This is a genomic window from Acinetobacter sp. 228 (genome assembly GCF_048147885.1).
Genome location: NZ_JAYWYV010000025.1, coordinates 1 through 14,049, shown reverse-complemented (window position 1 = coordinate 14,049; position 14,049 = coordinate 1). Strand labels below are relative to the sequence as shown.

14 protein-coding genes and 2 tRNA genes are annotated in these 14,049 nt (G+C 41.6%); 9 read left to right on the top strand and 7 right to left on the bottom strand.

Going from position 1 to position 14,049, the window contains the following annotated elements; all coding sequences use genetic code 11:
• The first annotated feature begins 98 nt into the window (after positions 1-98).
• The gene (locus tag VXQ92_RS14365; RefSeq protein ID WP_416682251.1) at positions 99-1,556 is read left to right on the top strand and encodes a CYTH domain-containing protein; all 1,458 of its coding nucleotides are present in this window, start codon (positions 99-101) and stop codon (positions 1,554-1,556) included.
• A gap of 141 nt (positions 1,557-1,697) precedes the next feature.
• Positions 1,698-3,152, top strand: coding sequence for a CHAD domain-containing protein (locus VXQ92_RS14360; RefSeq protein ID WP_416682250.1), 1,455 nt, complete (start codon positions 1,698-1,700; stop codon positions 3,150-3,152).
• Positions 3,153-3,171: 19 nt separating this feature from the next.
• Here the strand turns inward: VXQ92_RS14360 and VXQ92_RS14355 are convergent, their stop codons facing one another.
• A complete protein-coding gene (locus tag VXQ92_RS14355) occupies positions 3,172-3,804 on the bottom strand; it encodes a hypothetical protein (RefSeq protein ID WP_064102159.1) in 633 nt (210 codons plus the stop codon).
• Between the two features lie 111 nt (positions 3,805-3,915).
• On the opposite strand from VXQ92_RS14355, the gene VXQ92_RS14350 reads away from it, so the two are divergent.
• The 3 genes from VXQ92_RS14350 (at position 3,916) to VXQ92_RS14340 (ending at position 5,779) form a co-directional block, all read left to right on the top strand.
• Positions 3,916-4,317: a DUF3144 domain-containing protein gene (locus VXQ92_RS14350; protein ID WP_004280011.1), complete on the top strand. Its 402-nt coding sequence runs from the start codon at positions 3,916-3,918 to the stop codon at positions 4,315-4,317.
• Positions 4,318-4,435: 118 nt separating this feature from the next.
• Positions 4,436-5,500, top strand: coding sequence for an amidohydrolase family protein (locus VXQ92_RS14345; RefSeq protein ID WP_416682248.1), 1,065 nt, complete (start codon positions 4,436-4,438; stop codon positions 5,498-5,500).
• 12 nt (positions 5,501-5,512) lie between these two features.
• Positions 5,513-5,779: a hypothetical protein gene (locus VXQ92_RS14340; protein ID WP_416682247.1), complete on the top strand. Its 267-nt coding sequence runs from the start codon at positions 5,513-5,515 to the stop codon at positions 5,777-5,779.
• Positions 5,780-5,837: 58 nt separating this feature from the next.
• Here the strand turns inward: VXQ92_RS14340 and VXQ92_RS14335 are convergent, their stop codons facing one another.
• Together VXQ92_RS14335 and VXQ92_RS14330 are read right to left on the bottom strand one after the other, a co-directional pair.
• Complete coding sequence (locus VXQ92_RS14335; RefSeq protein ID WP_416682245.1) at positions 5,838-8,609, bottom strand: M16 family metallopeptidase; 2,772 nt, start codon at positions 8,607-8,609, stop codon at positions 5,838-5,840.
• Between the two features lie 135 nt (positions 8,610-8,744).
• Complete coding sequence (locus VXQ92_RS14330) at positions 8,745-9,566, bottom strand: PhzF family phenazine biosynthesis protein (protein ID WP_416682243.1); 822 nt, start codon at positions 9,564-9,566, stop codon at positions 8,745-8,747.
• Positions 9,567-9,684: 118 nt separating this feature from the next.
• On the opposite strand from VXQ92_RS14330, the gene VXQ92_RS14325 reads away from it, so the two are divergent.
• The 3 genes from VXQ92_RS14325 to VXQ92_RS14315 all read left to right on the top strand — a co-directional run bounded on the left by VXQ92_RS14325 (position 9,685) and on the right by VXQ92_RS14315 (position 11,826).
• Positions 9,685-10,272, top strand: a complete 588-nt coding sequence (locus tag VXQ92_RS14325; RefSeq protein WP_416682242.1) for a flavin reductase family protein — start codon at positions 9,685-9,687, stop codon at positions 10,270-10,272.
• Positions 10,273-10,397: 125 nt separating this feature from the next.
• A complete protein-coding gene (gloB, locus tag VXQ92_RS14320) occupies positions 10,398-11,132 on the top strand; it encodes a hydroxyacylglutathione hydrolase (protein ID WP_416682240.1) in 735 nt (244 codons plus the stop codon).
• Positions 11,133-11,397: 265 nt separating this feature from the next.
• Positions 11,398-11,826, top strand: a complete 429-nt coding sequence (locus tag VXQ92_RS14315) for a GNAT family N-acetyltransferase (RefSeq protein ID WP_416682238.1) — start codon at positions 11,398-11,400, stop codon at positions 11,824-11,826.
• A 125-nt stretch (positions 11,827-11,951) separates the two neighbouring features.
• Here the strand turns inward: VXQ92_RS14315 and VXQ92_RS14310 are convergent, their stop codons facing one another.
• Both VXQ92_RS14310 and VXQ92_RS14305 read right to left on the bottom strand, forming a co-directional pair.
• Positions 11,952-12,335, bottom strand: a complete 384-nt coding sequence (locus tag VXQ92_RS14310; RefSeq protein ID WP_416682236.1) for a VOC family protein — start codon at positions 12,333-12,335, stop codon at positions 11,952-11,954.
• A gap of 343 nt (positions 12,336-12,678) precedes the next feature.
• Positions 12,679-12,951: a hypothetical protein gene (locus tag VXQ92_RS14305; protein WP_416682235.1), complete on the bottom strand. Its 273-nt coding sequence runs from the start codon at positions 12,949-12,951 to the stop codon at positions 12,679-12,681.
• 433 nt (positions 12,952-13,384) lie between these two features.
• On the opposite strand from VXQ92_RS14305, the gene VXQ92_RS14300 reads away from it, so the two are divergent.
• On the top strand, positions 13,385-13,588 hold the full coding sequence (locus VXQ92_RS14300) for a hypothetical protein (RefSeq protein WP_004280022.1): 204 nt from the start codon (positions 13,385-13,387) through the stop codon (positions 13,586-13,588).
• Positions 13,589-13,739: 151 nt separating this feature from the next.
• On the opposite strand, the gene VXQ92_RS14295 is transcribed toward VXQ92_RS14300, so the two are convergent.
• Positions 13,740-13,824: transfer RNA gene (locus VXQ92_RS14295), tRNA-Leu, on the bottom strand.
• A 39-nt stretch (positions 13,825-13,863) separates the two neighbouring features.
• Positions 13,864-13,937 (bottom strand) — tRNA-Trp (locus VXQ92_RS14290).
• Positions 13,938-14,049 lie beyond the last annotated feature (112 nt).

The window sequence follows — 14,049 nt, the reverse complement described above, 5'->3', positions numbered from 1 at the left end:
ACATCAAAACTATAAGTACGGCTGCTGTCCGCCTTTTCATAACCTTATTCAAGTGAAGATTCAGTGCATGCTTATACTGAACAGATAGGATGATTCTCATGGTTGAAGTTGAACTCAAGTTCCAGATTCCTGCGGCACGACGCACTGCGCTGCTCAAGGCACTTGATCCGAAAAAGTCTCAACAGATCCAGCTTCAAGCGAAATATTATGATACTGCTGACCGCCAACTGGCCCGGCACGGAGTAGCACTGCGTCAACGTCTGGAAGGCACATATTGGGTGCAAACGTTGAAAGCGGTCGGCAAAAGCCATATCGAGCGTTTTGAACATAATCATAACTTAGGAGAACTCGCTACACCTCCAGAATTGAATCTAGATATTTACAATGAATATCCCGAAGCTTGGGCAATTCTCAGCAATGCGCTTGGCGACCAGTTTGATGATCTGCAGCTACAGTTCGAAACTGACATTTCCCGTACTTTAAGGGTGATTGAATATGAAGACACGCAGGTTGAAGTTAGTCTGGATATTGGACAGATTCGCACACAGCATGCCGAGCAACAGGTACATGAAGTCGAGTTCGAGCTAAAGAATGGTTCCATTCAGCATCTGCTGGCTTTTAGTTTTGAATGGGTCAAGAAATACCAGCTCTGGCTCGATGTCCGCAGCAAGGCCGAAATAGGTAATTTATTGGCTGCTTCACAGCGGGTTAGTCCTGCGACTCTCAGCAAAGAATTCCAGATCAGTAAAAAAGACAGTGCCAGTAAAACCATGTGCAGTCTGATTGCACAGCAGATGCAGCATTTATTACCAAATATTGCGGCAATCGCGGATCAGATTGCAGAGCAGGAACATATTGATCAGGCACAACTGGCACTGGATCAGCTGCATCTGACCCTGCTGCTGTTCAAAGACTGGCATCCTCAGCTTTCCGACAAATGGGCACATCAGCTGGCGGCTTTTAAGCAGCAATTTGAGCACCTGCAACATTTACAGCATATGCAAAATAGCCTGGCGGGCTTCCTGCAAAATCCCACTACCACAGAAAACCTGACTAAAGATATTCTTTATGCTCAGGAGAAACTGGGCAATCTGGTCAAGTCCACCCAGAATGTGCATCATTATCTGGAATTGCTGATGTTCAGTTTAAGTGAAAATGAGCATGCTTCTCCGGATTTAAAAACTGCGGCACAAACCACCTTGCAACAGCAATATAAGGCTTTACAGGAACAGATGAACCAGACGGACATCACGGATTTTGATAGTCTGGATCAATTGGCTGGCCGGATTCAGGAGCTTAAATTCAGCTTTCCGATTTTAACCACAATCTATGACGTCAAAAATTTGCAAAAATACAGCAAAGCACTGAATGATGCACAACTGGCAGCCGATGAATATCAAACCTTGGCATCTTCGGCGGTCTATATTCAGCAAACTGAGCTGGAAGCGAGTGACTGGTTTGTTCTGGGGTGGTTGACTGCCAAACAGGAGGTTTATGCCCAGAAACTGCTTGAAGCGACCGAACAGTTCCTGGTGAGCCGTAAATTTTTAAAATAATTATATTGAAATAAATTTCACGAGAAATAGCTTAAGCACACCTTCTGTAGTGTGCTTTTTTTGTTGCAGAAGCACATCACAACCTTGCTAATCTTTGGGCTATATTAATCTGTAAACCCAACATCGCGGAGGAATAACCCGATGGCAGAAATAGAACTCAAATTTCAGATCCCACCCCAGTCCCGGGTACAATTTGAGCAGGACATTCAGAAACTTCAGCCGACTCGGCATCGCTTGTGTGCCAGATACTTTGACACTGAGACACAGCAATTACAACAACATCAGATTGCACTCCGACAACGTCTGGAAGACCAGCAATGGATTCAGACACTGAAAGCAGCGACTGAACACCACTTTGAACGTTTTGAACTTGAACATGAGTTAAAAAGCCCTCCTGAACATTGTGACTTTCAGTTATACCGCAAACATAAACCGGCCAAAAAAATCCTAAAACAGGCGCTTGGTGATTTGGAGACGCCCCTCATTCTGCAATTTGAAACAGATGTCGCGCGATATGTACTCACAGAAAGCCATCTGGACAGCCAGATTGAAATTGCTTTTGATGTCGGTGAAATTCGCCACAATAATCAAACCATTGATATTTATGAGGTTGAATTTGAGCTTAAATCTGGTCAATTGAGTGAATTAATTGATTTCATTCAGCCTTGGGTACAACGTTATGCTTTATGGCTAGATACCCGGAGCAAATCGGAACGCGGCTATACCTTGTTACAGGAGGAAGAGAATCTTCCGGTTCAGTATCAACTTCCCTTAGTGCTTGAACAGAAAGACCAAATCAGCACGATTTTGCAAAAGATTGTTGCCAATTGCCTGGCTCATCTTTTCCCCAATGCTACTGCAATTGCAGCCGAGACTTATAATAGTGATCATGTGCATCAGGCACGTGTCGCGATTCGGCGTTTGCGCAGCGCATTTAAAATTTTCCAGTCCGTGACCGAGCATGTGCAGCCTGAATGGCAGGAACAGCTGCGGGATATTTTCCAGCAGCTCGGTTCTACCCGAGATCGAGATGCTCTGACAGAAAGTCTGATTCCACAACTGGAAAAAGCAGGTTCCCCCCTATTGAAATTGCCGCCACACTCACAAAAACCGCCTGATATTAGTGCGTTGTTCAGAAGTCCTGCTACCGTAACATTAATGCTGCAACTGCTCTGTTTTAGCCTGGAGGAAATGCAGGACAAGACCCGGTCTTCTCATAAGATATTACGTAAAGGTCTGAGCAAGCTGCATCAGCAAATCTGTGAGGATGCCAAGAACTATCAGGAACTGGATATTGAATCCCGGCATCGGACACGCAAACGGGTCAAGCGCTTACGCTATAATGTAGAATTCCTGCAAAGCTTATTTCCCGAAAAAGAGGTGAAAGCTTATTTGAAAGCCTTAAAGCCCTTACAGGAAAGTCTGGGGCATTATAATGACGTATTTGTAGCCCAAGAGCTATTCAGACCTTACGTCAAACAACAGGGCAAGGCCTGGTTTGTGCTGGGCTGGATAAGCGCGGAGCAACAGCGTTTGTCGAGCGAAGCAGCAGAACGTTTACAGCAGTTTGCCGAAAATACCAAGCCCTTCTGGTAAGACGGGCTCGGTCACTGCTCTACCGATATTTGCCGAATACTTTCCAGATATGGTTGTCTGCCAGAGGATCGTTATAACTGTCACTACGCTGCTTGCGTGGCTTATCGCGTGCATCGATCAGCTCAAAATGTGGCTCGACACTCAGTACAATCCCATTGACGTAAAAACGGGTGCGCGTATATTCACTTTGACCATGCTGAAATACATAAGTGCGCAGATCAACAAATTCACGGTGTGCCACTAATGCTGCGGTATCGTCACTATCCAGCCACTGCCGCATGGCAGTAACCTGCTCGGGTTCGAACTGGCCGCATTTTTCGATCAGGCTGGTGACCCCACGAAAAGTTTTGGATTCTTTGGCACGGGTTTTATTGATCCGGATCCGGTCAACATGAAAGTAAAATAGCGGCAGGTTTAAATGGCTCGGCAAATGGATCGCATCCAAGATTTCATCTTCCATAAAAGGCTGAAACAGATCCTGTGCCCTTTCAATCAGACCGAGCCACTGACTATAGTATTCATCTACCTGTGACTGGCTGCCATAATAAATCGGCAAGCCTTCAACATTGGCCAGATTTGCCGGTGGCCAGATATTCTGGCGCAATAAGGCAATATCACTTTTTAAACTTTGTACCGCAATCGCATCCTGCATGGCATTCACTTTTATATGCTTAGGCTATTTTTTAGATTAAGGCAAAGGTTTAGTTTCTGCAAGGCTTTGCCTATAATTAGCGATTGAGATTTTAGTGTTAGGAACAAATTCATGGTTCAAAAGATTGAAGCAACCGATGTAACCGAAGAAGAAGCGTTAAATGCGGCATTCTTTGAACGTGCTGATGAATTTATTCAACAAGCCAACGAGTTTTGTCGCGTAGAAAAAGGCTCACAGGAAAAACCAAGCGATAAGCGCGGTCAAGTCAGTGCAGCGATGTTATTTGGTACTGCCCGTTTCAATACCTGGGTGGCAGCAAATAATTTTAAAGATGGCAACGAGATGCGTGATGCCAAAGATCAGGTCATGTCTTATATCTTGCAGCAATTTCAAATGATGCTGGAAGATAACTATGATGAATACTGTGAACAGTTCGAAAACTATTTGCGTTTCCGTCACAATGAAGAGTTTCATGCCAACAAGCATAACCATGATCACAAGCACGATCATTGATTAAAATATGAAAAGCCCTGCGGGGCTTTTTTTATTTACTGTAATTTATCATATTGACTTTGAAATGATTTTTGTCCTATATAAGTTGAATAATAAATAAACTAAAACAAGGTATAGCATGCAGCAACTTCCCTTCCCGATCATTGACCCACATATTCACCAATGGGATCCGTACAACACCCCACATGCAGCAGCACTCGCGGTCAAGCTGTTTGACAAACATCCTAGATTGCTGGACAAGATGGTTCGACTGTTAAAACCCAAAGATGTCATTGAGACCATTGGCCTGACCCAGCACCTGACTGCACCCTACCTGCCTGCAAATTACAAGAGAGATGCAGGACATTATGAAGTAGAGCAAGTTGTGCATGTTGAAGCCAGCTGGCATGACCATAAAGGCACAGGCGTGGTGGATGAAACCCGTTTCATCGCTGGACTTCCTTTTGATCAGTATAATATCCGGTTAGGTGGAATCGTCGCCACGGCAGATCCACGGCAGAAAAATTTCAAACAGTTAATTGAATTGCATCGCGAAACTTCTCCCAAATTTCGCGGCATCCGTAAAATGGCTGCGGTACATCCAGATAAAGGGATTCATGCCTGGACCGATGAACCGCATCTATATCGCAACACAGATTTCCTGAAGGGCTTTGAAGAACTGGCCACGCAAGATTTAAGCTTTGATGCCTGGGTGTACTCTACCCAGATTTCAGATGTTACTGCGCTAGCCAAAGCCTTTCCTGAAACGCCCATCGTGCTAGATCATCTTGGTACGCCCGCAGGTTTATTTGGCAAGGTGGGCAAAGCTACAGGTAAGACCAAACAAGATCACACCCAGATATTTGCAGACTGGAAATATCAGTTGGCAGAACTGGCCGAATGCAAAAATGTATCGACCAAAATGTCTGGTCTGTTTATGCCAGTCTTGGGACATGATTTTCACACGCAAAAACGGCTGGCAACTAAACAGGAATTAGTCGAATGTGCCGCACCCCTGATCCAGCATGCTTTATACTGCTTTGGGTCTGGGCGCGTGATGTTTGCATCCAACTTCCCAATGGACAGTGTCAGCAGCTCACTCACCAACATTATTGATGCCTTTAGCGATATTGTTCAGGACTATGATGAAAACGCGTTAAAGCCGATCTTTTATGAAAATGCTAAACGTTTTTATCGACTTTGAGTGAATGAGGACATGTTAAGTTGGATAACAGATCCCAGTCTAAATACGCCTTCAGGCAAAGGACTTTGTATTTTACTCAATATTATTTCAAGCTGGATAACGTCTTATTATTATCAAATGGTGATCCATCATTCTTTTGATCGAGATATTGCTTTCTGTTCAGCTTTGATTGGTGGTGGAATATTGATTTTTCTTCTTATTGCATCTGATTGGAGTCTGCCCCTATCTATCCTTGCAAGCATAACTGAAGGGATTGTTTTTAGCCATAGAGCAATCTAGAACATAAAGCTCAAATAAATAAAAAATCCCCTCACTTGAGGGGATTTTTTGATTAACACTATGATTTTTTAACTTCCTTCCCATATTGATCGGCCATCACTTCAACCAGCTGGTCCGGCTTGATGTATTTTTTAATCATGGCATCAATATCAGCTTTATTCAGTTTAGCAATCGCCTGATCACGTTTTTCCCGGTAAACCAGATTACGGTCTTTTTCCAGCTGTGGGATAAGCATAGTATGAATACGACGATCATCTTCAAGTGCAGTTAAACGCTGTTTTAAGATACTGGCTTTTGCCGCTTCGACTTCCTGTTCAGTCACGCCACGTGTCAGCAGTTCATTGAGTACCTTATGCACTGCTTGGGAAACCTGTGCGGATTTTCCAGCCGTATAATTGGCACTAATCATCATGGCGCCCACATCTGCCCATTCATCGAGTTGCACATCCGCACTAAAACCATAGACTAGTGCATTTTTCTCACGTAGCTCTTGTGCCAGTCGTGACGATAACTGTGAATCACCCAGAATATAACGAAGTACCTGTAATGCAGGTGCATCGGCATGATCTGCGCCGACCGGCATGCTCATGAATGCCTCATAACTCCCGAATTCACGCTGCTCGGACAAAGCATGAATTTTCTGGGCTGGATAGCTTCGATATTCCGATTTCAGACGCTCATAAGGCTGTGTAGCTTTCCAGTCTGAAAAACTGTTTTTCAGTACATTTTGCATCGATTTCGGATTAAATTCGCCTGTAACCGCAATTTGCGCATGCTGGGTTTTTAAAAACTGCTGATACAGTGCCACAACCTGTTCGCGAGTCGCTTTCTGATACTGTTTTTTGGCCAGTTCCGGCTCGAAATGGAAACGCAGATCGCCAGGCTGATAGATCTCGATCGTTCGGGCCATCGTCAAGCTCGACACCGTATCTGGTTCGGTATAAGGACGATCTAGGCTGGATAAAATTTGCCCCTTGATCAAGTCAAACTGGCTTTGCTCAAATGTAGGGGTTTTCAGCACATCAACCACATACTGGAAAAACTCTTCAAACTTTTCTTTTTTAGCGCTGATTTGCAAGGTCAGGCCATTACTGGATGCACTGGCAGTCGCAGAACCACCTACCTCAATAATTTTATCGGCAATCTGCTGCAGACTCTGGTCTTTTGATGCGCGTAACAATAAGTAAGCCGTCAGATCCAGAATCTCGCCTTTATTCATCAGGCTTTGTGCAGTACCAAAATCTAGAGAAATTGTGGCATAGACTTTATCATCGCGTGTAGTGGTCGGAAACAGCGCATATTTAATGCCATTTTTTAACTTGCCACGCTGAATCTGTTTGTCTTTACTATGCAAATACTGTTTGGACTGCTGTATATATTTTTTTACTTCAGCCTGATAGACACTGACATCTTTCAGTGGCTCTTCTGCTTGCACCTGCTGATCCAGGGTTTTTGCCGGTGCTTCTGTTTGTGCAAGTTCTTGTGCTTTCTTCTGATCTTCCGGTGTAGGTAAGATATTGCCAGAAATACGGTATTCAGGTTTAAAGAAGTTCTTAAAGTCCTGATTGACCTGATTCACACTCAGGCTTTGAATTGCATTCAGATCTTTAAAATACTTGCTCCAGTCACCCGAATACGTCACAGCATAATCACTTAAACGTGAACCCAAAGCAGTCGCACTACTTTTAATATTATCTGCCTGATTCCGGGTCAGATTTTTAGCCCGATCCAGTTCTGCCTGAGTAAAAGGCTGGTTCTTTTCTACTCCCTGAATCAGCCCCTGTTCAATATCCTGTGGCTGATGATTCGGGGCATAGATTGCCCCCATAAACACCAGATTGAAGTCTTTATCAAGCCAGGTACTGGATTGCACCGCTGTTGACTTCCCAGTTTCCACCATACTCTGATAGAGATGCCCACTTGGCTGCAAAGTATAGAGCGTTGGCGAAACAGCCAAAGCCGTTTTAATGTTTTCTTCTGATTGGTTTAAATAAATATTAAACCTTGCCAGATCACTACCTTTTCGCACGGTAAATTCACGCTGTTTGATCTGCTCGGGTTTAAGCGCCGGCACTTTCACTTGCGCCGGTACATTTCGGGACTGAATCGGACTGAAATGCGTATCCAGCTGTTTTAATACCTCTGCCTTGTCAAACTTGCCCGAAATCACCATAAAGGCATTATTCGGTGCATACCATTGACGGTAAAAACGGTTTAATTCCTGCATATTGATAGATTGCAGTTCATTCAGATCACCAATCGGCAAACGGCCTAAATACTGATTACCATAGGCCGATTTAAATACCTGATCGATCAATACCGAAAATGGCTGGTCCAGCCGGATTTCACGCTCACGTTTTACAATATCAATTTCAGTCGGTACATATTTTTCCTGAAGCACCAGCTTGTCCATGCGTTCGGCTTCCAGAAAAATGACTTCACTTAATGCTGTTTTTTCAGGACGGATCACATTGGTATATTTGGTCGAGTAATAGTCGGTACTGGCATTGGTCATCAAGGTGTATTGATCCAGTCGGCGCTGGAACTCATCCCCTTTGACATTTTCTGTACCTTTAAAGGCCAAATGTTCCAGCAGATGGGCCAGTCCGCCCTTACCTTGAGGATCGTTCAGGGAACCGGTCAGATAGACCGTATTCATAAAAATCTTATTTTCTTTATCATTCGGAGCCAGAATAATACGTAGTCCGTTATCTAGTCGATATTCTTCAACATTTTGTTCACTTTTCACTAACACAGGTTGTGCAAAACTCAGCACACTACAGCCAGACAATATGATAGCCAGACTTAAATTTTTATAACGTAGCAACATTATTCATCCAAATTATAAAGGTAAATTTTTATTCATGCTCATCTTGGGAAATGATTCTTTTACCAAATAGCCTATTCCAAGCCGAACCATCAAAATAACATGCCGCCTCACCTGACGACATGTATATCTATGTCATTAAATATAAATTTCTGCCTGCATATATAATTTTCCATAACCTGAAATTTCAATACGCTCCTGATCTTGCAAGGCACAATACAGTACGCCACCACGTGCTGATGCCTGATAGGCGACCAGTTCATTTTTACCCAGTTTTTCGGCCCACAGCGGGGCAATTCCGGTGTGAATCGAACCGGTTACCGGATCTTCATTGATGCCATTACTCGGTGCAAAATAACGTGAAATACAGTCGTATTGCGTATCTTGTGAAGTAATTGCGACATCTAAACAGGTATTTTGAGCAGTAATGGCTGTACGCTTACCATTCAACTGTTTAAGCAGTTCAAAATCAGGCGTTTCCTCCAGCACATCCTGTACCGATCCATATTCAACAATATAGCCCTGTGCATTCAGATAAACCTGTTTAAACGGTTTGCTCAAAGCATGTCTTAAAGCTTCAGGATATTCAGCAACTGGCTCTGCACGACGGATTGGAAAATTCATTCTGATCTTGCCATCTGCATCCTGACTGACCACAAAAATGCCTAAATCTTTCACATGAAAATGAATCTTTTTCCCTGTACCAAACTGATTGAATAATACAAAACTGCTGGCCAATGTCGCATGACCACAAAAATCCACTTCCCTGGTTGGGGTAAACCAGCGAATGGCATAATTCTCGTTATCCATCACTTTAACAAAAGCTGTTTCAGACAGATTATTTTCCAGTGCGATATTTTGCATCAGCTCATCTTCGAGCCAATCCTCCAGTACAATCACGGCGGCTGGATTGCCTTTAAACAATTCTGTAGTAAACGCATCGACTTGGTACATTTTCATTTTTTGAATTCCTGAATTCACGATCTCTAGTTTAAAAGCTTTTTTGCAAGAATAAACTTGAATATGTTAATGATCTCATTAATCTAGCCTATTAAATAAATAGAGCAAATGGTGCTGCATGACAAACTCCCATCTTCAAAGTGTTCCCTTAGAAAAAGCTTATCGTCTGATTACCCATGGCCCTACTGTACTGGTATCTGCTCAAGACCAGCAGGATACAGATGTCATGGCAGCGGCCTGGGCATGTGCACTGGAATTCAGTCCTGCCAAAGTGACCGTGGTGCTGGACAAAAGCACCAAAACCCGAAATATTATTGAAAATTCAGGTTATTTTGCTCTGCAAATTCCGACACTGAAACAGCTGAATATGGTCTATTATCTGGGCACACAGAGCCTGTATGATGTGCCGGACAAACTGGCACAATCCGGAGTAGAACTATTTCATTTTCCTGATGCAGATATTCCTGTAGTACAAGGCTGTGCGGCCTGGATACTTTGCGAACTGATTCCCGAGCCGCATAACCAGCAAATGCATGACCTGTTTATTGGCAAGGTGATTGCAGCCTATGCCGATGATCGGGTCTTCCGCGACGGCCACTGGCATTATCATGAAGTGGATGAAGAATGGAAAAGTATTCATCATGTAGCCGGTGGGCATTTTTATACTATTGGTAATGCGGTGAGCATTGATGCTCCTGAATCTTGATTTTTCTATATCTTTCTATTCAGCATACATGGAAGTCATTCTGGTTTAACAGATACTATCTAGCAACTCCAGAATACCTGAAATTATGCTACTTTATTCCTAATTTTGATTTGATGTGATGCGCTATGATGCCTTTTAAAATTCACTGTATTGATGTCCAGAATTCACTGCAAAATTATATCTGGTTACTTGAACATACCGTGTCACATCAGGTGGCCGTGATTGACCCAACTGAAGCAGACTTGGTACACGCCTATTGTGCCGAGCACGATTTGATCATAAGTCAAATCTGGCTGACGCACTGGCATAAAGACCATATTGGCGGTGTGCCGGGGTTAATCCAGGGGAAAAATCTGCCTGTGTATGGCCCACGGGCAGAACTAAGCAAAATTCCGTTTATCACCCATCCACTTGAGCATGAAGAACAGTTTAATTTTCATGGAATAGATATTCAGGTGATTGCTGTACCTGGGCATACACTCGGCCATATTGTCTATTTTATTGATGCAATTGATGTACTGTTCTGCGGCGATACTTTATTTGCTATGGGTTGTGGCCGGGTTTTTGAAGGAACGTTTGAACAGATGTATCATTCACTGTCTCGTCTGGCTGCCTTGCCGCCGCGCACGCAGGTGTATTGCACTCATGAATACACCTTGTCGAATGCACAGTTTGCCAAACACGTCGAACCAGATAATCCTGAAATTCTGGAACGCTTCGAGCAGATCGAGCGTTTACGTATGCTAGGCCAGTGTACGCTACCAAGCAGTATTGAAATTGAATTGCAAACCAATCCTTTTCTTCGTGCAGAGAGCGTGAAGGAATTTCAGCATTTAAGAACCTTAAAGGATGAATTTTAAATTCAATCCAAAGTTAAAAATTAATCTTTAGATCAATACTATTTAATCATTGGCACTGCATAATGTGTGCTTGAAGGGCTCGTATCACTTTTATATAAGGTGGAATCTATTGGACATTTACCTAAAAAGAGATTACTGAGCCATTTTCTTTCTTATGATTACCCCGGGGATATAAAATACTTGTCCTAGAAATAATCCTATAGAAATAATAAGTTTAACTATATTTATAAAATCAAAGGAAGGTAGCGAAATGGAATGTCCGGTTATGGAAAATATTAGAATAACAGATAATAAAAATGAGATTGATCTAGATAAAGTTCATCATTTCTTAAAAACCACCTATTGGTCTAAAGATATTCCAAAAGAAGTCGTTCAAAAAGCAATTAAAAACTCTTTAGTGGTTGGATTATTAGCGGAAGATCAGCTCATCGGCTTTGGTCGTTCCATTACAGACTATGCAACATTTGCTTATCTTGCGGATATTTATGTTAAACCTGAATTTCGTGGTAAAGGCTACTCTAAAGTAATCATAAAGACTCTTTTAGATAAAAGTGGCTCAGAGAATTTAAGACGCATTCTTTTAGCAACGGCTGATGCTCATGGCTTGTATCGTAAATTTGATTTCAAAGACTTGGGTAAACCCGAAGATTTTTTAGAGATCAACAAACCTCAAATATATCAGCAAGTCACTTAAAAATATTGCAGTAATATCAATAAGCGGATAAAAATTTAAAAATGAATGAACATTCAAATCATAGCTTCAAATGTTTGGATTTATATCAGGTGTATTATATTCATTTTAGTATTCTTAAATAAAAACTAGTCAAGGTAGTTAGCTATTTCTATTAAATTATCATCAGGATCTCTAATATATATAGACATGATATTTCCAATAGCACCTGTACGTTGAACCGGCCCCTCTTCAATATGAATATTAAGATCATTTAAATGCACAATAACCATAGCTAATGGGGTTTTCGCGATAAAGCATAAGTCAGCAGATCCTTTTGTGGGATGCCTCGCTTTAGGCTCAAATTCATTTCCAGCCTGATGTAAGTTTATTTTTTGCTGTCCAAACTTTAATGCTTTGCGATCATTTCCGAAAGAAACAACCTCAAAATTAAGAACCTGACTATAAAAATTACACGCTTTACCTATATCGGCAACAGTCAAAACCAAATGATCTAAATGTGAAATTTCCATATGAGTTCTCACAATCTTGCAAAGGATGTAGTTAATTACATCGTTTACTAAATTTAAGTTATTAAAATCCTCTATGCTGTTGGCGACTTGTTAAAAATGAAAATAAATTATTTCATTCAATGTACTGGTGATTCTCTTAAATTAAATTTATAAGCCACTAGTAGAAATATATGGTTGCTCCAAAATAAAAATATCCCCCTTTACATAATGACATACCAATAAAGTCGCCAAATTTTAAGAGTAACATTGGTTATGTCGCCCCTAATGATGCTATGCGAGAGCAGAAACTTAGTGCTTGAGTTCTATTTACCGGAACTGAGAGCTTATGTACCAATAAGTAAAATTAAAGAATCTGGTTGCTTTGTGCATAGGTATCCAGTTCCTCTTGATTAACCACACGCACCGCCTGCATTTCATCAATACGTACCAGCAGCAAACCACCTAAAGCAGGTTGATAACGACGGGCACTCCCAAAAGGCGTATAGGCCACTTTCGACTGAACACTAAAATTCAACCAGTCTTCATGTCCCAACATTACAGCAACCGGATCAATTCCTTGCTGCTGCATCAATTCAATTTGCTGTTTTACATACTGTTCAATGGTTACTTCAGTCATGGTGCGGGAACTCAGCCTAAGAATTATATTTATGCCAGTATAAAACATGTAAAACCGGACTAAAGGGCAGAAAATCATCAACCAGTATTTTTGAATGGATTGAATTAATGAGAAGAAATATTTTCATTTTATGGCTAATTTTTTATTTTGACCTTATAGGAAAAATTTAAAAAACAGATCATCTAAGATATAAACCATTGAATTATAAAATTAATTATATATTTCTATCTTATTTAAAAACTTAATATTTAGTTACAACATCTTCAATATTATAAAAATCATTTACTTAAAGCTTAAATTGATTTTTTCTTACTCACACAATGTTCACTATATATACAAATTCATTTAAATTAATTTAAATAAGGTTAAATGCCCTTTAAAACATTATTTTTCACCCTTATTTAACATTTAACAATGATGAAGGAGTGATCTCGTGAAAAAAGTGGTTAAAGCTAAAAATTTGATTGCATTTCGACTATGGTTAGAAAAATTGGGATATTCGGTACGTACGCTGGCAGATGATCGTGGTTTCAGTTTCAGCTTTAAGAAAGAATATGGCTTGGTCACCTGTGATCTGGCAGGCAATGCCTTGGCATTACAACTAGGTGAGGAATTTGAAGACCACTTGAAAGCCTGATTGCTTCTATTTAGGAGTAGAAAAATAAATTAATTTCTCCACTGATTCAGTAGCACTATTCTCCATTTATTCAGCCCATTTCGATGGGCTTTTCTTTTTTGAGAAATCTTGAGCAATAAAAAAGCAAGGCATTAGCCTTGCTTTAATATGATGGTGGGGACGGAGAGACTCGAACTCTCACACCTCGCGGCGCTGGAACCTAAATCCAGTGCGTCTACCAATTTCGCCACGTCCCCATCAGGGTACCAACTTAGTGTTGGATTTCTTTCAAACTTTGGCAGAGGATCAAGGATTCGAACCTTGACGAACGGTTTTGGAGACCGTCATGCTACCATTACACCAATCCTCTACTTCAATCAAATATTCAGATACCCGAATATCGATTGGTGGGGACGGAGAGACTCGAACTCTCACACCTCGCGGCGCTGGAACCTAAATCCAGTGCGTCTACCAATTTCGCC

Coding starts and splice junctions, on each gene's coding strand:
- VXQ92_RS14325 (WP_416682242.1), top strand. CDS start 9,685: ATGACAAACTCCCATCTTCAAAGTGTTCCCTTAGAAAAAGCTTATCGT.
- VXQ92_RS14330 (WP_416682243.1), bottom strand. CDS start 9,566: ATGAAAATGTACCAAGTCGATGCGTTTACTACAGAATTGTTTAAAGGC.
- VXQ92_RS14355 (WP_064102159.1), bottom strand. CDS start 3,804: ATGCAGGATGCGATTGCGGTACAAAGTTTAAAAAGTGATATTGCCTTA.
- VXQ92_RS14345 (WP_416682248.1), top strand. CDS start 4,436: ATGCAGCAACTTCCCTTCCCGATCATTGACCCACATATTCACCAATGG.
- VXQ92_RS14315 (WP_416682238.1), top strand. CDS start 11,398: ATGGAAAATATTAGAATAACAGATAATAAAAATGAGATTGATCTAGAT.
- VXQ92_RS14305 (WP_416682235.1), bottom strand. CDS start 12,951: ATGACTGAAGTAACCATTGAACAGTATGTAAAACAGCAAATTGAATTG.
- VXQ92_RS14335 (WP_416682245.1), bottom strand. CDS start 8,609: ATGTTGCTACGTTATAAAAATTTAAGTCTGGCTATCATATTGTCTGGC.
- VXQ92_RS14310 (WP_416682236.1), bottom strand. CDS start 12,335: ATGGAAATTTCACATTTAGATCATTTGGTTTTGACTGTTGCCGATATA.
- VXQ92_RS14340 (WP_416682247.1), top strand. CDS start 5,513: ATGTTAAGTTGGATAACAGATCCCAGTCTAAATACGCCTTCAGGCAAA.
- VXQ92_RS14350 (WP_004280011.1), top strand. CDS start 3,916: ATGGTTCAAAAGATTGAAGCAACCGATGTAACCGAAGAAGAAGCGTTA.
- VXQ92_RS14365 (WP_416682251.1), top strand. CDS start 99: ATGGTTGAAGTTGAACTCAAGTTCCAGATTCCTGCGGCACGACGCACT.
- gloB (WP_416682240.1), top strand. CDS start 10,398: ATGATGCCTTTTAAAATTCACTGTATTGATGTCCAGAATTCACTGCAA.
- VXQ92_RS14360 (WP_416682250.1), top strand. CDS start 1,698: ATGGCAGAAATAGAACTCAAATTTCAGATCCCACCCCAGTCCCGGGTA.